15 protein-coding genes are annotated in these 18647 nt (G+C 58.7%); 1 reads left to right on the forward strand and 14 read right to left on the reverse strand.

The features are described 5' to 3' along the window. Positions 1-51 precede the first annotated feature (51 nt). Entirely contained in the window at positions 52-1311 is a 1260-nt protein-coding gene (locus PPTH39_RS18640) for an MFS transporter (RefSeq protein ID WP_153328394.1), read from the forward strand. A 30-nt stretch (positions 1312-1341) separates the two neighbouring features. Here the strand turns inward: PPTH39_RS18640 and gspM are convergent, their stop codons facing one another. The 14 genes from gspM to gltB form a co-directional block, all read right to left on the reverse strand. Next, entirely contained in the window at positions 1342-1791 is a 450-nt protein-coding gene (gene gspM, locus PPTH39_RS18645; RefSeq protein WP_095031380.1) for a type II secretion system protein GspM, read from the reverse strand. Beyond that, the gene (gene gspL, locus PPTH39_RS18650) at positions 1788-2879 is read right to left on the reverse strand and encodes a type II secretion system protein GspL (protein ID WP_095017719.1); all 1092 of its coding nucleotides are present in this window, start codon (positions 2877-2879) and stop codon (positions 1788-1790) included. Before gspL ends, gspM begins: the two co-directional genes overlap by 4 nt. Continuing rightward, on the reverse strand, positions 2876-3733 hold the full coding sequence (locus tag PPTH39_RS18655) for a type II secretion system minor pseudopilin (protein ID WP_095017720.1): 858 nt from the start codon (positions 3731-3733) through the stop codon (positions 2876-2878). Before PPTH39_RS18655 ends, gspL begins: the two co-directional genes overlap by 4 nt. Further along, positions 3733-4287, reverse strand: coding sequence for a type II secretion system protein GspJ (locus PPTH39_RS18660; RefSeq protein WP_095017721.1), 555 nt, complete (start codon positions 4285-4287; stop codon positions 3733-3735). The genes PPTH39_RS18655 and PPTH39_RS18660 overlap by 1 nt, the downstream gene beginning before the upstream one ends. After that, a complete protein-coding gene (gspI, locus tag PPTH39_RS18665) occupies positions 4280-4648 on the reverse strand; it encodes a type II secretion system minor pseudopilin GspI (RefSeq protein WP_130872291.1) in 369 nt (122 codons plus the stop codon). Before gspI ends, PPTH39_RS18660 begins: the two co-directional genes overlap by 8 nt. Then, positions 4638-5126, reverse strand: a complete 489-nt coding sequence (gene gspH, locus PPTH39_RS18670; RefSeq protein WP_130872292.1) for a type II secretion system minor pseudopilin GspH — start codon at positions 5124-5126, stop codon at positions 4638-4640. Before gspH ends, gspI begins: the two co-directional genes overlap by 11 nt. 3 nt (positions 5127-5129) lie before the next feature. Then, positions 5130-5570 (reverse strand): type II secretion system major pseudopilin GspG, encoded by a 441-nt coding sequence (gspG, locus tag PPTH39_RS18675; protein ID WP_095000859.1) that lies wholly within the window; start codon positions 5568-5570, stop codon positions 5130-5132. 3 nt (positions 5571-5573) lie between these two features. Then, positions 5574-6785: a type II secretion system inner membrane protein GspF gene (gene gspF / locus PPTH39_RS18680; protein WP_130872293.1), complete on the reverse strand. Its 1212-nt coding sequence runs from the start codon at positions 6783-6785 to the stop codon at positions 5574-5576. 2 nt (positions 6786-6787) lie between these two features. Then, positions 6788-8260: a type II secretion system ATPase GspE gene (gene gspE, locus PPTH39_RS18685; RefSeq protein ID WP_095017722.1), complete on the reverse strand. Its 1473-nt coding sequence runs from the start codon at positions 8258-8260 to the stop codon at positions 6788-6790. Then, positions 8257-10170: a type II secretion system secretin GspD gene (gspD, locus tag PPTH39_RS18690; RefSeq protein WP_095020163.1), complete on the reverse strand. Its 1914-nt coding sequence runs from the start codon at positions 10168-10170 to the stop codon at positions 8257-8259. Before gspD ends, gspE begins: the two co-directional genes overlap by 4 nt. 9 nt (positions 10171-10179) lie before the next feature. Continuing rightward, the gene (locus PPTH39_RS18695; protein WP_095000855.1) at positions 10180-10707 is read right to left on the reverse strand and encodes a type II secretion system protein N; all 528 of its coding nucleotides are present in this window, start codon (positions 10705-10707) and stop codon (positions 10180-10182) included. Between the two features lie 654 nt (positions 10708-11361). Next, the gene (hemE, locus tag PPTH39_RS18700; RefSeq protein ID WP_095000854.1) at positions 11362-12429 is read right to left on the reverse strand and encodes a uroporphyrinogen decarboxylase; all 1068 of its coding nucleotides are present in this window, start codon (positions 12427-12429) and stop codon (positions 11362-11364) included. Between the two features lie 229 nt (positions 12430-12658). Further along, on the reverse strand, positions 12659-14077 hold the full coding sequence (locus tag PPTH39_RS18705; protein ID WP_095000853.1) for an FAD-dependent oxidoreductase: 1419 nt from the start codon (positions 14075-14077) through the stop codon (positions 12659-12661). Positions 14078-14110: 33 nt separating this feature from the next. Next, positions 14111-18559, reverse strand: a complete 4449-nt coding sequence (gltB, locus tag PPTH39_RS18710; RefSeq protein ID WP_095001092.1) for a glutamate synthase large subunit — start codon at positions 18557-18559, stop codon at positions 14111-14113. Between the last annotated feature and the right edge of the window lie 88 nt (positions 18560-18647).

The following is an 18647-nucleotide window of genomic DNA, read 5'->3' on the forward strand; positions in this document are numbered from 1 at the left end:
CGTTCGGCTTTACCCCAATTTGAGGTCCCCGTGAAAACTGCCGCTGCACCCCTGGCCCACGAAATCCCGCCGTCCGCGCTGGATGATGTTGTTACCCAACTGAATGATGTATTTATCGAGAAAGGCACGCCGATGTTTATGCGCACGGTGCTGGCCCTGTTCTCGGGTGGGTTCGCAACCTTTGCCCTGTTGTATTGCGTGCAGCCGATGATGCCGGTGCTATCCCATGAGTACGGGATCAATGCCGCTCAAAGCAGTCTGATTCTGTCCGTGGCCACGGCGATGCTAGCCATTGGCCTGCTGATTACCGGGCCCATTTCCGATGCCTTCGGGCGCAAGCCCGTGATGGTGTTTGCGTTGTTTAGTGCCGCGCTGTTTACCCTCCTCAGTGCCCTGATGCCGACCTGGGAAGGTGTACTGATAACACGGGCGCTGGTAGGGCTGTCACTTAGCGGGCTGGCTGCGGTAGCCATGACCTATCTGAGTGAAGAAATCCACCCGCAGCACATCGGCCTGGCCATGGGCCTGTATATTGGTGGCAACGCCATTGGCGGCATGAGCGGTCGTCTGATCAGCGGTGTATTGATCGACTTTGTCAGTTGGCACACCGCGATGTTGGTGATTGGCGCGCTGGCGCTGGTGGCCGCGGTGGTGTTCGTGAAAATCCTCCCCGAGTCGCGCAACTTCCGCCCGCGCTCGATGAATCCGCGCAGCCTGCTCGACGGTTTCACCATGCATTTTCGCGATGCCGGGCTGCCCTGGCTGTTTCTCGAAGCGTTCCTGCTGATGGGGAGTTTTGTCACCCTGTTCAACTACATCGGCTACCGCCTGCTGGCCGAGCCGTACAATATGAATCAGGCGCTGGTAGGCTTGCTGTCGATCGTCTATCTGTCGGGTATCTACAGCTCGGCACAGATTGGCGCACTGGCCGACAAACTGGGCCGTCGTCGCGTACTGTGGGCGGTGATTGTGCTGATGCTGGCCGGGATCGCGCTGACCCTGCTCACGCCCATTGCGTTTGTGATTATCGGCATGCTGATGTTCACCTTCGGCTTCTTCGGCGCGCATTCGGTGGCCAGCAGCTGGATCGGCCGCCGGGCAAGCAAGGCCAAGGGGCAGGCGTCGTCGCTGTACCTGTTCAGTTACTACGCCGGGTCGAGCGTAGCTGGCACCCTGGGTGGTGTGTTCTGGCATCTGGCGGGCTGGAACGGCATCGGCTTGTTTATCTCCAGCATGCTGGTGGTTGCCCTGCTGGTAGCGCTGCATCTGGCCCGGCTGCCAGTGCTGCCGGGAAACGCAAAGAACACGTAACTCCCTGCACCTGCGGCTACAGGCACTACCTCAATTCGGGTTGTTGATCTGTAGCCGTGCCTGGAGGCTGGTACCACGTTTTTCCAGACTCAGGCTTTCGAAGCCTGCACCTTCCAGTTCAATACGATTGAGCCAGCCCAGCACCGCAACCGCATCCCCGTTCAGGGAGATGCGTACAACACCGCCATCCATTTCAAACTGCTCAACGCTCAACCCGGAGTCTGCGGCACTGTCGCTCAAACGCGAGACCAAGGGCTGTTCAGCACCCCTGGCAATGGATCCGGGGCGTGCCTGCCGGACTTCAACTTCGAGTGCCAGCTGCTTGAGGTACAGCGCCCGGGCCGCATCCAGACGTTGTTGAGCCGGTAACCACAGCCCGTAGACGCTGAACACAATCAGTAAAAATACCGCCAGCACACCGCACAACTGGCGGTCTCGAGGCGGCAGGTGCAACCAGCGCTCACGCACAAACGTCTTCATGATTCATCCCTGAGGGTCAGCATGGCCTGCACCCGACTGCCCTGCTGGCTCGCATTGCCCAGCGTAATCGGCAGTGCGCTTTGCACGCCTCGCTCGCGTAATTGCTCAAGCTGGGCAAAGCTGCCGACCGTGAGGTTCAATACCCAACCGATGCTTGCCCGCCACTCCATATGCTGCACTTCGACACTGCTGGCGCCAATCACCTGCTCGGTCAGTTGAAGCAACCGTGCCATATGCCCTCCTTGTGCACCCGTGGCGCGCTGCTGCATTGCCTTGAGTTGTGCGGACAGGTCCACAATACGGGTTTGCGCCGGGTACAGGGTTTTGAACCGCTCCTCGCTCATGACATAAATCCGCGCCGCTTCCCCCTCCAGAAAACTGCTGCGCAGGTGGGTAAACCCCAAGGCCAGCGTGAACATCAGCAGTGCCATTACCCTGAGTCGCCGCCACGGCCAACCCCGCACCTGACGCCGAAACTCACCTTGGAGCAAGTTGATTGCATCTTCCGGGAGTGCGTCCCAGTCAATTTTTCGCGCCGTCAATGCGGTGGGCAAACCGGATTTAACCAACTCCAGCCCCACCAGGGAGACGGCCAGCCGGAATTCAAGCGTCCCGCCAACCAACCAGCGCCCACACCACCATTGCATACATGCTTGATCGCGTGGCAACAGATCCGCATCCACCTGCGCGCTGACGATAGTCAAACCGCGCTCATGGAGCTGGCACAGCAAGGTTCTAAATCGCTGTTTGTGAGTGATCAGCAAGGGATAACGCTGCTGCGTATCCACCGGCCCGACGGCGAAGTGCAGTTCGTCCAGATCATCGGCCAGTTGATCTTCGACGGCAAAAGCCAGGGCCTGTGCGGTGGGCCTACGCTTGCCCGGCCAGGGTTCGGTCAGCACCCAGCTGCACATTTCCATGGGCAGGACCAGTGCGACGTTCCGGCCTTTCAGCCCGGCTGCAGCTTCGCTCAATGAGGTTTCTGTCGGCGACTGAGCATCGTGCCAGACGAATACAGGGGCGTTGTCATAATCAATCTCGACACTGTGGGCAAAACCCTTGGCGGTGAGGTAAAGCCAGCTGTTCATACAAAGGGCTCGCGGTGTCGGGGAGCTAAAAGGCGTCGCTGCAACAAGTGCCATTCGCCGGTATGAGGATCGCGGACCACATCGCTTTCAAGCCGCAAGCGACTTTGCCCAAGGCGCACATCGGTGGTGATCCGAAACCAGCGACTGCTGATGCCCAGACCCGCAGCCTGAACACCCAACCCGATCAGCGCCGGGGTGAACGTGAAATCCTGAACACTGGCATAGCCTTGCAGCGGCCGGGTAGTTACCAGCGCGCGCGCCAGCTCAGGCGTCACGCCTTCCAGCGTCGCAAGGAGAGTGGCAGGCGCAGTGTTTATGTTCAGTACGGCATCCTTGCCCAACAGCACGATCCACGGCTGCATACGCATGTACCACTGGCTGTCGACACCGGGCAGCACACGCAACTGGCTGATATCACTCAAACTCTGGCCCTGCAGTACGCTGGCATCCAGCGGGGTCAATTCAAGCAGGGTTTGCAGGCGCATCCAGCGTTGCTCCATCACATCGCTGGCGGGACCTTTGGCCAATAAGGGGCTGATGTTGAATCGCCCGGCGAGGTCTTCAATTACCACGTCGATTTGTCCATCGTCGATGCGCAACTGTGGCTGGCTGCTGGCCCAGGCCTGGCCAGAAGCAACGGCGACCATGGGGTCGCGGATCAGGGTACGCAAGTGTTCACGGGCCCAGGTCTCGCCCGCAAATGCCAGGGTGCGCAGTTGCAACTGGTGGATCTGCTGGGCACTGCTGTTCAGGGCCAGACGATGGCTGCGCAACATGCCGGCGGTGATCAACAACGCCAGGCTCATCACCAGCAACACGGTGATCAGGGCGATCCCTCGCTGGTTGCGGCGCATCACGTGCCCCCCGTCAATAACAGCACACGGCGTACACCGTCGAAGCGACCCACCGACAGGTTTAACTCCAGGGCGTGCTGCGCAGTTTTGGGGGCAGAAGCACCTGCACTGTGCCAACCCGTCTTGCGATTGAACAACCGCCAGCGCACCTCGCGCACATCGCCAAGCAGTTTTTGTTGTTGCAGTTGCGCGCCCTCCTCCAGCCCGCGGCTAAAGCGCCAGAGCACACCATCCTTGAGCTGGTAACTGACATCCTGCACTTCACTGCGCGGCAGGCCCAACGGGTTGCGCCAGTTGACGCGGCGCACTTCGAGTTTATCGGGGTACAGCACGACACCCGGGCTTTGGGCTGAACTCTGGGCCTGCAAAACATCGCGTTCGATCATCGCCACCGCCCTCTGCAAGCTGCGCAGGGCCTGCTGTTGTGCCGTGCTGCTGCGCTCGACACGTACAACTGCGTCAAAGAGTCGCCAGCAGCCAAGGCCCAGCAAGGCGAAAATGGCAATGGCAATCACCAGTTCGAGCAGGGTAAAGCCGGCCTGGGGCTTATTCATGGCTGAACGCCAGCCAGTGGGTCACAGACTGTACCGCATGCTCGCTGCCCGCCGGGCTGACACTCAACTCTACCCGCAGCAGGCCTGTACCGGGCTCGGCCGTGATGCGTCGACTCAGGCGCCAGTCACGCCGGGCATAGGTCACATTGAGGGTTTGTAGCCCCAAGGCCGGAGGAGCAGTTTGCAGCTGCATTTCATTGAGGTGGTTGTCCGCCAGCCATGCGCCCAACAACCTTGCCTCGACCCTCGCACTCTGGCCCAGCACATACTGGCAGGCAGACATGACCGTCGCCGCCAGGATGGCAAAGATGGCGAGCGCAATCATGACTTCCAGCAGGGTGAAACCTTTATCAGCCTTCATGGGATGCCTGCGCCACAACAACCAGCGCGTCGCCAAGGCCGTCGCTGACGATACTTCGCCAGCGCCGGGGCGGACTGTCGACGTGCAGACTGAAAGCGGTGTTTTCATCGCTGCTCAACCACATTAACTGCGGTGCTTCTGCCATAGGTATAAGGGGCTGCGAGCGCCCCTCCACAGTCAGGGCAAGGGCCAGTCCGTAAGGCAACTTCACCCGGGCATCAGCCGGCTTCCAGGCATCACGTTCAAAGCGCATCACCTGATAGGCCCCGGGCTCAAGCCGCAGGCCATATTCCCGGCCATCCAGAACCGCTTTCTCGCGTAAACCGTGCATAACGCCCAACAGGACATCGGCTTCCTGTCGAGCGTTGCGGCTGTTGTTGTCACCCAGGCTGATACGCACCATTGAAGCGAGCACACCCACCAGCACAATGACCACCAGCAACTCGATCAGGGCAAAGCCCGACGCCCGCCTGCGCATGGCTCAGTAGCTCCAGTTGCCGATGTCTGCCGCGCTCCCTTCACCGCCGGGTACGCCGTCTGAACCCAAGGAAAACAGATCGTAATCTGTCGAACGGGTACCCGGGCTGAGGTATTGATAAGGCGTGCCCCACGGATCCAGTGGCAGCCGCTTGAGGTACCCCTGCGGGTTCCAGTTTTTTACCACCGGGCTGCCGGCCGGGTGCTTGCTCAAAGCCTCAAGGCCCTGCTGGGTCGAGGGGTAGCTGAAGGTGTCGAGGCGATACATTTCAAGGGCTGTGGCAATGGCCTGAATATCAGTGCGCGCAGCGGTCACCTTGGCCTGATCCGGGCGGTTCATAAACTGAGGCACGACAATGGCACCGAGCACACCAATGATGACTACCACAACCATGATTTCAATCAGGGTGAAGCCCCGTTGCTTGGGTTTTGAAGCACTGTTCATAGGTCAATTCACCAGTTGATTGAGGCCAAGAATCGGCAAGAGAATGGCCATGACGATCAGCAGCACCACGCCACCCATCAGCACCAGCATGATCGGTTCAAACAGGCTCACTACCAGGGCGATACGGGCGGCGAGGTTTTTTTCCTGTTGCTCGGCGGCCCGCGCCAGCATGCTGTCCAGCTCGCCGGCACGTTCGCCACTGGCAATCAGATGCAGCATCATGGGCGGGATATCACCACTGCGCTCCAGCCCTCGAGCCAGAGTGCCGCCTTCGCGGACTGAGCGGGCAACGTCGAGCATGCGTTGGCGTATGGCCAGGTTACTGATGACCGTGGCCGAAATTTCCAGGGCATCCACCAGTGGTACGGCACTTTTGCCCAGTATCGCCAGGGTGCTGGCGAACCGTGCTGCTTCCATTGCCCTCAGCACCCCGCCCACCAGCACAAGGTTGAGCAACAGCACATGCCAGCGCAGCTTCAGCCGCGGCTGACGCAGTGCCCAACGGGTCGCGCCGCAGGCAACCAGCAGCACGATAAAAAGCAACGCGCCATAACTGCGCAGACCATTGCTGATGGCGATCATGGCTTGTGTCAAAACAGGTAATGGCTGGCCACTGTTGATGAAGATCTTGACCACGTCGGGTACAACGTAGCCGAGCAGGAAACCGACAATCGAGAACGAAGCAACCAGCAAGATCAGGGGATAGACCAACGCCAGCTGGATTTTCTGGCGCGAGGCCTGACGGGCTTCGGTGTAGTCGGCCAATTGCTCCAGGACGAGCCCCAGGTGCCCGCTGCGCTCGCCTGCAGCGACCGTGGCCCGGAACAGTTCGGGGAAAGCGCGGGGGAACACCGCCAACGTGGTGTCCAAGGCATGACCTTCCAGCACCCGGCTGCGCACAGCCGCCAGTAAATGGCTAACCCGACGCTTTTCACTTTGAGCCGTGACGGCGCTCAAGGCTTCTTCGAGGGGCAGGCCGGCATGGATCAGAGTGGCTAATTGACGGGTGAGCAGCGCCAGATCCGTGCCCCCCAGACGGGTGCCGGACTGCGCATGGCTGTCCTTCTGCCGATTTTTTCTGGCCTCACCCAGATGGCTCAGGCGCAGGCCCCGCTCACGTAAAAGCTGGCGAGCATGGCGGGCACTGTCAGCCTCTTGAAGCCCCCGGCAATTGCGCCCGTTGGCGTCCTGCGCGCGATACTCAAAAGCAGGCATGCTCAGTCCTCCTGAGTGACACGCAGCAGTTCGTCGAGGCTGGTCTGACCGTCAAGCACCCGCCGTTGGCCATCTTGAAACAGCCCGCAGGATAACTTTCGCGCTTCGCGGATCAGTTCCGGCTCGCTGGCGCCCTGATGAATCATCCCGGCCAGGGCCGGGGTGATACTGACCAGTTCGTAGATACCGGTACGACCGCGATAACCTTGCCGGCAGTGTGTGCAGCCCCGAGCCCGGAACAGGATCGGCCTGGCCTCAGGGTCAAGGCCAAGCCGTGCCCTGGCGACCGGGTCGGCGGCGTACGGGGTTTTGCAGTCCACACACAGCGTGCGCAGCAGCCGCTGGGCCAATATGCCCACCAGAGAAGACGACAACAGATAGGCATCCACCCCCATGTCTACCAACCGGGTGACGGCGCCAATGGCGCTGTTGGTGTGCAGGGTCGACAGCACCAAATGCCCGGTCAACGAAGCTTGTACGGCGATTTCGGCGGTTTCATGGTCACGGATCTCACCGACCATGACCACGTCGGGGTCCTGACGCAGAATCGCCCGCAGACCTCGGGCAAACGTCATGTCAGCCTTGGTGTTGACCGGGGTCTGGCCGATGCCGGGAAGGTGATATTCCACCGGATCTTCGACAGTCAGAATATTACGGCTCTGGTGATTCAAATGGCTAAGCGCAGCATACAGGCTAGTGGTTTTGCCCGAGCCGGTCGGGCCCGTGACCAGAAAGATCCCATGGGGGCGCGCAAGAATGTGTTGAAACCGACTCAGGGTCTCGGCGGGCATGCCCAGGCACTGGAGATCCAGGCGCCCGGCCTGTTTATCCAGCAGACGCATGACTACCCGCTCACCGTGTGCAGAAGGCAGGGTAGAAACTCGCACATCGACTTCATGCCCGGCCAGACGCAAACTGATGCGGCCATCCTGGGGCACGCGTTTCTCGGCAATATCCAGGCGCGCCATCACCTTGATCCGTGATACCAGCAGACTGGCCAGTTCGCGTTTGGGCCTGAGCACTTCACGCAGTTGGCCATCAATGCGCATGCGCACGGACAGGTAGTGCTCAAAGGTTTCGAGGTGTACGTCCGAAGCCTTCTCACGCATGGCTTCTCGCAGCAGGGCATTGATCAGGCGAATGATCGGGGCATCGCCCTCCTGCTCCAGCAGATCTGCGGTTTGCGGTACTTGCTCGGCCAGGCTCATCAGGTCGAGTTCGTCGTCCAGCCCTTGGGCTACTTGCTCGGCCGCGCTTTGGCCAGCGCTATAGGTGCTGGCCAGCCGCTCGCTGAATTGTGCATCGGTGAGTGTGCTGACCTTTAATTCAGCCGTTGCCCAGCGCTGTGCTTCGGCCAGCGCGGTCAATGGTGTGTCGGCACGAAGCAACAGGGTGGCAGGCGTGGATGAGGTGTCCAGCAGCACCCCGAAACGCCGGGCAAAGCCGAAAGGCAAACGCTCACCTGGCGATGTCATGGTCGACCTGCTTCAGGTGGGCGACGGTTATCTTGCGTAGGGGTATCGAACATTTGATGTGCATTGTCGGGCAACAACCGCGAGCTTTTGCCCTTGGGACCGCTCTCATCGAGCTTGCGCAAAGCGTTGTAACGGCTTTCGCTGATTTCACGCAGATCATTCTTGCTGCGCACAATGGTCGGACGCAAAAAAACCATCAGGTTGGTTTTGGTACGGGTGTCTTTGTTCCAGCGAAACAGGGCGCCCAGGTACGGAATGTCTTTAAGTAAAGGAACGCCACTGACCTGGGTTCGAACGCTGTCCTTGATCAGCCCGCCAATCACGATGATTTCCCCGTCTTCGGCCAGGATGGTGCTTTTCAAGGCGCGTTTATTGGTAATCAGATCGGTTGACTCGACACCCTGCAGTGAAGGGGCTATCTCGGAGTTTTCCTGTGCAACTTCCAGACGCATCAAGCTGCCTTCATTGATATGCGGCTTGACCTTTAGGCTGATGCCGATGTCCTGACGCGTCACAGTGGTAAAGGGGTTTTTGGCGTTTTCACCAGAGCCTGTATAGGAGCCAGTTTTGAGCGGCACGTTTTGGCCCACCAGGATCTCGGCTTCCTGATTGTCCAGGGTCAGAAGGCTCGGCGTGGACAACACATTGTTGTTGGTATCGCTGGCCAACGCTGAAACCAGGACGTTGAAACGGTCGTTGCCAACCTGCAGCACGGCACCTTCTGGGAGTTTGATATTACTTTGGGACAACGCACCAATTTGAATTCCGGTGCCCGGGAAGGTAATACCGCCTCTGCCTCTGCCTGCGTTGACACCCCATTGCACGCCGAGGGTTTTCGCAATATCCCCGGAAACTTCAACAATAGCGGCATGGATCAACACTTGTGAGCGCGGCTGATCCAGTTCGCGCACGATATTTTCCAGGGTACGAACCTGCGCAGGCTCAGCCATGATCACCAGTGCGTTCTGGCTTTCATCTGCCGCTACCATCACTTCGCGGGTTGATGCTTTCTGGGTACTGCTCTCCAGGGCCATGTCCTTTTTCAAACCCGGGCTTACTGATTCCAGTACTGCGGCCAATTGCTTGGCATCGCCATAGCGAAGACGCAGCACCCGTGAGTTTTCCTGCTTGATGCTGCCCGGAGCATCGAGAGAGCGGGCCAGTGCACTCAAGCGCTTGCGAGCTGTTTCGTTGCCAATGATTACCACGCGATTGGTCGATGTGTCGGCGATCACTCGACTGTTCGAACCCGCATCCTTTTTGTCCAGCGCTTGCTCCATGATCCTGGCAATGTCGCTGGCCAGACCATGTTTGAGCACAACCACCGAATGGCCGGAACGCGCACCTGAATCCAGCTGGCGAACCATTTCGACAAGGCGCTGCGTATTGGCTGCAGTGTCGGTAATGATCAGCGCGTTGGCCGAAGCAGAAGGCCCGACGTAACCACTGCTAGACACCAGTGGTCGCAACAGGCCAGCCAGATCGGCCGCGACGCTGCCATTCAGTTCGATGACCCGTGTGACAAAGGCCTCTGCCTCAACCGCTTTCGCATCAGCGCTGCCAGCCCGTGCTTTTGCCTCGGCGGCAGGGATGATCAGTAAACGATCACCTTGGTCAATCACCGAGAAGCCGTGGGCATCGAGCACAGAGTAAAACAAGCGACGTACGCCTTCGCGGTCCAGCTCTTTTTCGGAAATAACCGTGACCCGGCCCTGAACCCTGGGATCAAGAACCACGGTGGCGCCGAGTATCGATGATATTTCCTGCACGACGTCGCGCAGTTCGGCCTCTTTCATCGCCAGTTTCCAGTACTGCTTCTGGGCCCACGCCGGAGATTGCAACAGCAACCCTGCGCACAGCACACAACAGGTAAAAAGAGGGCCGAAAACGAAGGCACCGGGCTTGGTCATGGGCATTTTCTAAAGTTTCCCGGTCGATGGCCGCAGGTAAAAAGTGGTCTCCTGCGAGGTCGTAGCTGGAGCAGTGGATAAGGGCAATACATACTGGTTTGGCGGTTTAAGGGTCAGGTACTCTTCACGCCCATTGCGCCATAGCACCACATGGTCCATCTCGATACGGCGCAGGACACTGCCACCCGGCAAAGGCTCACCTTCCGAGTAGAAACGTGCCGACTGTGCATCGGCCAACAAGGCTTGAGAGGAGCCCTGGCTCGCAACAAAGCTCGCACGCAACTGCAATGGCTCAGCACTCGGTACCCGACGGTCTTGAGTGACAAGCCCGAATAACGTGGCGATCGCTTCAGGCTTGAAAAGCCCGGGAGCCGGAGGATCTGAAACATTCAAGGGTGCGAGTTCCGATTGCATATGGATAGAGTGGCGATACCCTTGTTCTTGCCACACCAAATAACTGCCATAGACCAAGATCAATGCCAGCGACGCCCATACAGATGAAAAGCAGTGTTTGAGTACTTGAATCGAACTGTTCATGACTGTCTCATGACTGAATTGCTCTACCCTGATAAAAAACACCGCTGCGTCAGATGGCAAGTGGATAACTATCAACCTGCACACACATCAACACGCAAATCCCCCTCTAAAAAACAGGCTTAAGCTAAACAGTACCGAACAACTTCACTCCAAAACCCGGCGCCCCCTTACTTAAACAGTCAGGAGCTATCATTGCGACTTGTTTCTAGACCAAGGTAACTTTCCAGCAAGAGCCACACCCGGATCACAATGAGTGGTCTACGGAGCGTATTGCAAGCAGCAGTCCGAATGTAGGGCGGTTATCACTAATACACCCTCAAACTGCGAGCGCTTGAAAGTGCAACAACCAAGAACTCACCCTGGTACATTTATTATTAAAAAACCCAAAAACAACCTTACCCTGAATAACAGAACGTTGTGCGCAGAATGCAAGCCCGATAACACTAATCAGCCTTTTATAACACCAACCTTATTTATACAAAGGCGAAGGCTAATTTTCACTGGCATGAACAATTATTAATGTAAGTCCAGCCCTCTTTAATCTGTAGGTTTTGTCTCTAACTTCTCTACACTTAGTGTCAGCAGTCATAGCGATGACTACGCAATAAATGAAAATGCCCCGACATGTCGGGGCATTTTTTAATCTGCTGGAGCTTACTGGTGATATTGACCGGAGAACTCATGCACCGCACTGATAAACGCACCGGCGTGCTCGGGTTTTACTTCCGGGGTAATACCATGGCCCAGGTTGAACACATGGCCCGAGCCGTTGCCGTAGCTGGCCAGGATGCGCTTGACTTCGGTGCGGATGGCCTCCGGGTTGGCGTACAGCACGGTCGGGTCCATGTTGCCTTGCAGGGCAACCTTGTTGCCGACACGACGGCGGGCTTCGCCCAGGTCACAGGTCCAGTCCAGGCCCAGTGCATCGGCACCAGCATCGGCGATGCTTTCCAGCCACAGGCCACCGTTTTTGGTGAACAGAATGACCGGCACCTTGCGACCTTCGTGTTCGCGGATCAGGCCGCTGACGATTTTGCGCATATAGGCCAGGGAGAACTCCTGATAGGCCGCAGCCGACAGGTTACCGCCCCAGGTGTCGAAGATCTGCACCGCCTGCGCGCCCGCCAGGATCTGGCCGTTGAGGTAAGACGTGACCGACTGCGCCAGCTTGTCGAGCAGCAAGTGCATGGCTTGCGGGGTGTCGTAGAGCATGGCCTTGGTTTTACGGAAGTCCTTGGAGGAGCCGCCTTCAACCATATAAGTGGCCAGCGTCCACGGGCTGCCGGAGAAGCCAATCAATGGCACACGGCCATTGAGCTCTTTGCGAATGGTGCTGACGGCGTTCATCACGTAGCCGAGGTCTTTTTGCGGATCCGGGATGGGCAGCGCTTCGATGTCGGCCAGGGTGCTGACAACCTTTTTGAAGCGCGGGCCTTCACCCGTTTCAAAGTACAGGCCTTGGCCCATGGCATCGGGGATGGTCAGGATGTCAGAAAACAGGATGGCCGCATCCAGCTGCGGGAAGCGGTCCAGAGGCTGCATGGTGACTTCACAGGCGAATTCGGCGTTCTTGCACAAGCTCATGAAATCGCCGGCCTTGGCGCGGCTGGCGCGGTACTCCGGCAGGTAGCGACCGGCCTGACGCATCATCCAGACAGGCGTTACGTCTACAGGTTGCTTGAGCAAAGCGCGAAGGAAACGGTCATTCTTGAGAACAGTCATGTCAGCATCCGGAAAAAAAGTGGGGGCATTTTCTCAGAGACGGACGCAAAAGGCACGGCAAGTGCCGTGCCTTTTATCTATCGGGTCGATTTGCCGCGGTGGAACGTGCTATTTGGCAACACCGCGAAACAACTGTGGGAGCCGGCTTGCTCGCGATACAGACAACTCGATTGATCAGCAGACCGAGTTGATCCCATCGCGGGCAAGCCCGCCCCCACAGGGAATCGGGTTACACGCCCAGGTAATCCATGATCCCTTCAGCCGCAGTACGGCCTTCGAAGATCGCGGTCACTACCAGGTCGGAACCACGCACCATGTCACCACCGGCAAAAATCTTCGGATGGCTGGTCTGATGCTTGAACTGCGACTGCTCTGGCGCAATCACGCGGCCCTGGCTGTCGGTCTGGATCTCGAACTGCTCGAACCACGAGGCCGGGCTCGGACGGAAACCAAAGGCGATAATCACGGCGTCTGCCGGAATGATCTCTTCAGAACCCGGGATCGGCTCCGGGCTACGACGGCCACGGGCATCCGGCTCGCCGAGACGGGTCTCGACCACCTTCACGCCTTCCACTTTTCCTTCACCGACAATGGCGATCGGCTGACGGTTGTAGAGGAACTTAACGCCTTCTTCCTTGGCGTTCTTCACCTCTTTGCGCGAGCCCGGCATGTTGGCTTCGTCACGACGATAGGCACAGGTTACTGATTTGGCGCCCTGGCGAATCGAAGTCCGGTTGCAGTCCATGGCCGTATCGCCGCCACCGAGCACCACAATCTTTTTGCCTTTCATGTCGACGAAATCTTCCGGCGACTTTTCAAAGCCCAGGTTGCGGTTGACGTTGGCAATCAGGAAGTCCAGCGCATCGTGCACGCCCGGCAGGTCTTCACCGGCAAAACCACCTTTCATATAGGTGTAAGTGCCCATGCCCATAAACACGGCGTCGTACTCGGCCAGCAACTGCTCCATGCTGATGTCCTTGCCGATTTCGGTATTGAGGCGGAACTCGATACCCATACCGGTAAACACTTCGCGGCGATGGCTCAGTACGGTTTTTTCCAGCTTGAACTCGGGGATGCCGAAGGTCAGCAGACCACCGATTTCCGGGTTCTTGTCGAACACCACCGGGGTCACTCCGCCACGCACCAGCACGTCGGCACAGCCCAGGCCTGCAGGCCCGGCACCGATAATGGCGACACGCTTGCCGGTGGGCACGACCTTGGACATGTCCGGGCGCCAGCCCATGGCGAATGCCGTATCGGTGATGTATTTCTCCACCGAACCAATGGTCACCGCGCCAAAACCGTCGTTGAGGGTGCAGGCGCCCTCGCACAGACGGTCTTGCGGGCACACCCGCCCGCACACTTCGGGCAGGGTGTTGGTCTGGTGCGACAACTCGGCGGCGGCGAGGATATTGCCCTCGGCCACCAGCTTGAGCCAGTTGGGAATGAAGTTATGCACAGGGCATTTCCATTCACAGTACGGGTTGCCGCAGCCCAGGCAGCGGTGGGCCTGTTCGGCCGACTGCTGGGGTTTAAAAGGCTCGTAGATTTCCACGAACTCTTTCTTGCGTTGACGTAACAGTTTCTTCTTCGGATCTTTGCGCCCGACATCGATGAACTGGAAGTCGTTACTCAGACGTTCAGCCATGGTTAAAACCTCATCAAACTTTTCAGGCGCATATCACTGCGGGTTGGCACGGATGCTGGAAAGCAACGATTTCAAGCTGGCAGCCTTGGGCTTGACCATCCAGAAACGACGCAGGTAATCATCGAGGTTTTCCGAGAGGTTGCGACCCCACTCGCTGTTGGTTTCCTCAACGTATTCGTCCAGCACGTGTTGCAGGTGATTACGGTAGGCCTCCATCGCTTCGCCACTGATCCGCTGGATTTCCACCAGCTCGTGGTTAACCTTGTCGACGAAGGTGTTGTCCTGATCCAGCACGTAGGCGAAACCGCCGGTCATGCCCGAGCCGAAGTTGTAACCGGTTTTACCCAGCACACAGACAAAACCGCCAGTCATGTATTCGCAGCAGTGATCGCCTGTGCCTTCCACCACGGTGTGGGCACCGGAGTTGCGCACCGCGAAACGCTCGCCCGCCGTGCCCGCTGCAAACAGCTTGCCGCCGGTGGCGCCGTACAGGCAGGTATTGCCGACAATCGCGCTGTCCTGAGTTTTGTAGACGCTGCCTGCAGGCGGGACTATCACCAGCTTGCCGCCGGTCATGCCTTTACCTACGTAGTCGTTGGCATCGCCTTGCAGGTACATGTGCAAGCCACCGGCGTTCCACACACCAAAGCTCTGACCGGCAGTGCCTTTGAAGCGGAAGGTGATCGGTGCCTTGGCCATGCCCTGGTTGCCGTGGGTACGGGCGATTTCACCCGAGATACGCGCACCGATGGAGCGATCGCAGTTGCAGATGTCGAGGTCGAACTCGGCGCCGCTCATGTCGTTGATCGCCGAACGCGCCATGTCGAGCATCTGCTCGGCCAGCAGGCCCTTGTCGAACGGAGGGTTGCGGTCTACCTGGCAGAATTGCGGCTTGTCGGCCGGGATATGGTCACTGCCCAGCAGTGGCGTGAGATCCAGGTTGTGCTGTTTGGCAGTCTCGCCCTGGAGAATTTCCAGCAGGTCGGTACGCCCGATCAGCTCTTCCAGGGTGCGCACACCCAGCTTGGCCAGCCACTCGCGGGTTTCTTCGGCCACATAGGTGAAGAAGTTGACCACCATATCGACGGTGCCGATGTAATGGTTTTTACGCAGCGATTCGTTTTGCGTCGCAACCCCGGTCGCGCAGTTGTTGAGGTGGCAAATACGCAGGTATTTACAGCCCAGGGCGATCATCGGTGCGGTGCCAAAGCCGAAGCTTTCAGCGCCCAGAATTGCTGCCTTGATCACGTCGAGACCGGTTTTCAGGCCACCATCGGTTTGTACCCGCACTTTACCGCGCAGGTCATTGCCGCGCAGGGTCTGGTGGGTTTCGGCCAAACCGAGCTCCCACGGTGCGCCCGCGTACTTGATGGAGGTCAGCGGTGAAGCGCCGGTGCCGCCGTCATAACCGGAGATGGTAATCAAGTCGGCATAGGCCTTGGCCACGCCAGCGGCGATGGTACCTACGCCCGCTTCAGCTACCAGTTTCACCGACACCAGTGCTTTCGGGTTGACTTGTTTCAAGTCAAAGATCAGCTGCGACAAGTCTTCAATGGAGTAGATGTCGTGGTGCGGCGGTGGCGAAATCAGGGTCACACCCGGTACGGCGTAGCGCAGTTTGGCGATCAGGCCGTTGACCTTGCCGCCCGGCAGTTGCCCGCCCTCGCCCGGCTTGGCGCCTTGAGCAACCTTGATTTGCAGCACTTCAGCGTTGACCAGGTATTCCGGTGTCACACCGAAACGACCAGTGGCCACTTGCTTGATCTTCGAACTCTTGATGGTGCCGTAACGCGCCGGGTCTTCGCCGCCTTCACCGGAGTTGGAGCGTGCGCCCAAGCGGTTCATGGCTTCAGCCAGGGCTTCGTGAGCCTCTGGCGACAAGGCGCCCAGGGAAATACCGGCTGAGTCGAAACGCTTGAGGATCGAGTCCAGCGGTTCGATATCGTCGATCGACAGCGGGGTATCGAGGGTCTTGACCTTGAACAGATCGCGGATCATAGACACTGGACGCTGGTCGACCAGTGCGGTGTATTCCTTGAATTTGCTGTAGTCGCCCTGCTGCACGGCGGCTTGCAGGGTGGCCACCACGTCAGGGTTGTAGGCATGGTATTCACCACCATGCACGTACTTGAGCAGGCCGCCTTGCTGGATGGGCTTGCGCGCACTCCAGGCCTCGGCTGCCAGCAGCTTTTGCTCGGCTTCAAGGTCGACGAAACGTGCGCCCTTGATGCGGCTTGGCACGCCACGGAAGCTCAGTTCGCAAATTTCTTCGGACAGGCCGATGGCTTCGAACAGCTGCGCACCACGGTACGAAGCGATGGTCGATATGCCCATTTTCGAGAGGATCTTGAGCAGACCTTTGGTGATGCCTTTGCGGTAGTTCTTGAACACCTCATAGAGGTCGCCCAGTACTTCACCGGTGCGGATCAGGTCGCCCAGCACTTCGTAGGCCAGGAACGGATAGACCGCCGAGGCACCGAAGCCGATCAGCACCGCAAAGTGATGCGGGTCACGGGCAGTAGCGGTTTCAACCAGAATGTTGCTGTCGCAACGCAGGCCTTTTTCGGTCAGGCGGTGATGCACGGCGCCCACAGCCAAAGAGGCGTGAACCGGCAACTTGCCCGGCGCGATATGACGGTCGCTCAGAACGATCTGGGTGCGACCAGCGCGCGCTGCTTCTTCGGCCTGATCGGCGATATTGCGCACAGCCGCTTCAAGACCGACGCTTTCGTCGTAGTTGAGGTCAATGATCTGACGCTCAAAGCCCGGCAGGTCGAGGTTCATCAGCGAGCGCCATTTTGCAGGCGAGATCACGGGCGAACTGAGAATCACACGGGAAGCGTGCTCAGGGGATTCCTGGAAGATGTTGCGCTCGGCACCGAGGCAGATTTCCAGCGACATGACGATGGCTTCACGCAGCGGGTCGATCGGCGGGTTGGTGACCTGCGCAAACTGCTGGCGGAAGTAATCGTAAGGTGTTCGCACACGCTGGGACAGCACGGCCATTGGCGTGTCGTCCCCCATCGAACCTACGGCTTCGTAGCCTTGCTCGCCCAACGGACGCAGCACCTGGTCGCGCTCTTCGAACGTGACCTGATACATCTTCATGTATTGCTTGAGCTGATCGACGTCGTAAAACGCCGAACCGTGGTCGTTGTCTTCCATGGTCGCCTGAATGCGCAGGGCATTCTTGCGCAGCCATTGCTTGTACGGGTGGCGCGACTTGAGGCGGTTGTCGATCGAGTCAGTGTCCAGCACCTGACCGGTTTCGGTGTCCACGGCCAGGATCTGGCCAGGGCCGACACGGCCTTTGGCGATCACGTCCTCAGGCTTGTAGTCCCATACGCCGATTTCCGAGGCAATGGTGATATAGCCGTTGGTGGTGGTCACCCAGCGCGCAGGGCGCAGGCCGTTACGGTCAAGCAGGCAGACCGCGTAGCGACCGTCGGTCATTACCACGCCGGCGGGGCCGTCCCACGGTTCCATGTGCATGGAGTTGTACTCATAGAACGCCCGCAGGTCGGGGTCCATGGTTTCAACGTTCTGCCACGCCGGTGGAATCAGCATGCGTACGCCACGGAACAGGTCGATACCGCCGGTGACCATCAGCTCCAGCATATTGTCCATGCTGGAGGAGTCCGAACCCACGCGGTTGACCAGCGGGCCGAGTTCGTCGAGGTCACCGATCAGATCGTTGGCAAACTTGGTGCGACGGGCCTGGGCCCAGTTGCGGTTACCGGTGATGGTGTTGATTTCGCCGTTGTGGGCGAGAAAGCGGAATGGCTGAGCCAGCGGCCATTTCGGCAGGGTATTGGTGGAGAAGCGCTGATGGAACACGCAGATCGCGGTTTGCAGGCGCTCATCGCTCAGGTCCGGATAGAAGGCGGTGAGGTCCGCCGGCATCATCAGGCCTTTATAAATGATGGTCTTGTGGGAAAAGCTGCAGATGTAGTGATCGCTGTCTGCCGCGTTGGACACCGAGGAACGGCGACGGGCACTGAACAGTTTGATGGCCATATCCTGATCGCTCAGGCCGTCCCCACCAATAAACACTTGCTCGATCTGCGGCAGACGCTCCAGCGCCAGACGACCCAGAACGCTGGTATCGATGGGCACTTTGCGCCAGCCCACCAGTTGCAGGCCAGCGGCAAGGATCTCGCGATTCATGTTGTCGCGGGCCGCCTCGGCCTTGATCGGATCCTGGTTGAAAAACACCATGCCGACCGCGTATTGCTTGGGCAAATCGGTACCGAACTGCTCCTTGGCGGTTGCACGCAGGAACAGGTCAGGCTTTTGAATCAGCAGGCCACAACCGTCACCGGTCTTGCCGTCTGCGTTGATCCCACCGCGGTGGGTCATGCAGGTCAGGGCTTCAATGGCGGTTTGCAGAAGGGTATGACTGGGTTCGCCCTGCATATGGGCAATCAGGCCGAAACCACAGTTATCCTTGAATTCATCGGGGTGGTACAGACCTGCTTTCATAGACACTTTCTCACCAGGCTGCCCTTAAAAAGGGCAAATTTCTTTTAATTCAACCACTTGCTTCCCGCGCTGAACGTACGCCAGCTTG

Source organism: Pseudomonas bubulae, assembly GCF_900618535.1.
Lineage (GTDB): Bacteria > Pseudomonadota > Gammaproteobacteria > Pseudomonadales > Pseudomonadaceae > Aquipseudomonas > Aquipseudomonas bubulae.

Bases quoted from the DNA above. Each gene is read 5' to 3' on its own strand.
- gspG (WP_095000859.1), bottom strand. From the start codon at position 5,570: ATGAACAGTGCTTCAAAACCCAAGCAACGGGGCTTCACCCTGATTGAA.
- PPTH39_RS18660 (WP_095017721.1), bottom strand. From the start codon at position 4,287: ATGAATAAGCCCCAGGCCGGCTTTACCCTGCTCGAACTGGTGATTGCC.
- gltB (WP_095001092.1), bottom strand. From the start codon at position 18,559: ATGAAAGCAGGTCTGTACCACCCCGATGAATTCAAGGATAACTGTGGT.
- gspI (WP_130872291.1), bottom strand. From the start codon at position 4,648: ATGAAGGCTGATAAAGGTTTCACCCTGCTGGAAGTCATGATTGCGCTC.
- gspM (WP_095031380.1), bottom strand. From the start codon at position 1,791: ATGAAGACGTTTGTGCGTGAGCGCTGGTTGCACCTGCCGCCTCGAGAC.
- gspH (WP_130872292.1), bottom strand. From the start codon at position 5,126: ATGCGCAGGCGGGCGTCGGGCTTTGCCCTGATCGAGTTGCTGGTGGTC.
- hemE (WP_095000854.1), bottom strand. From the start codon at position 12,429: ATGACTGTTCTCAAGAATGACCGTTTCCTTCGCGCTTTGCTCAAGCAA.
- gspL (WP_095017719.1), bottom strand. From the start codon at position 2,879: ATGAACAGCTGGCTTTACCTCACCGCCAAGGGTTTTGCCCACAGTGTC.
- PPTH39_RS18655 (WP_095017720.1), bottom strand. From the start codon at position 3,733: ATGCGCCGCAACCAGCGAGGGATCGCCCTGATCACCGTGTTGCTGGTG.
- PPTH39_RS18695 (WP_095000855.1), bottom strand. From the start codon at position 10,707: ATGAACAGTTCGATTCAAGTACTCAAACACTGCTTTTCATCTGTATGG.
- gspD (WP_095020163.1), bottom strand. From the start codon at position 10,170: ATGACCAAGCCCGGTGCCTTCGTTTTCGGCCCTCTTTTTACCTGTTGT.
- PPTH39_RS18705 (WP_095000853.1), bottom strand. From the start codon at position 14,077: ATGGCTGAACGTCTGAGTAACGACTTCCAGTTCATCGATGTCGGGCGC.
- gspE (WP_095017722.1), bottom strand. From the start codon at position 8,260: ATGACATCGCCAGGTGAGCGTTTGCCTTTCGGCTTTGCCCGGCGTTTC.
- gspF (WP_130872293.1), bottom strand. From the start codon at position 6,785: ATGCCTGCTTTTGAGTATCGCGCGCAGGACGCCAACGGGCGCAATTGC.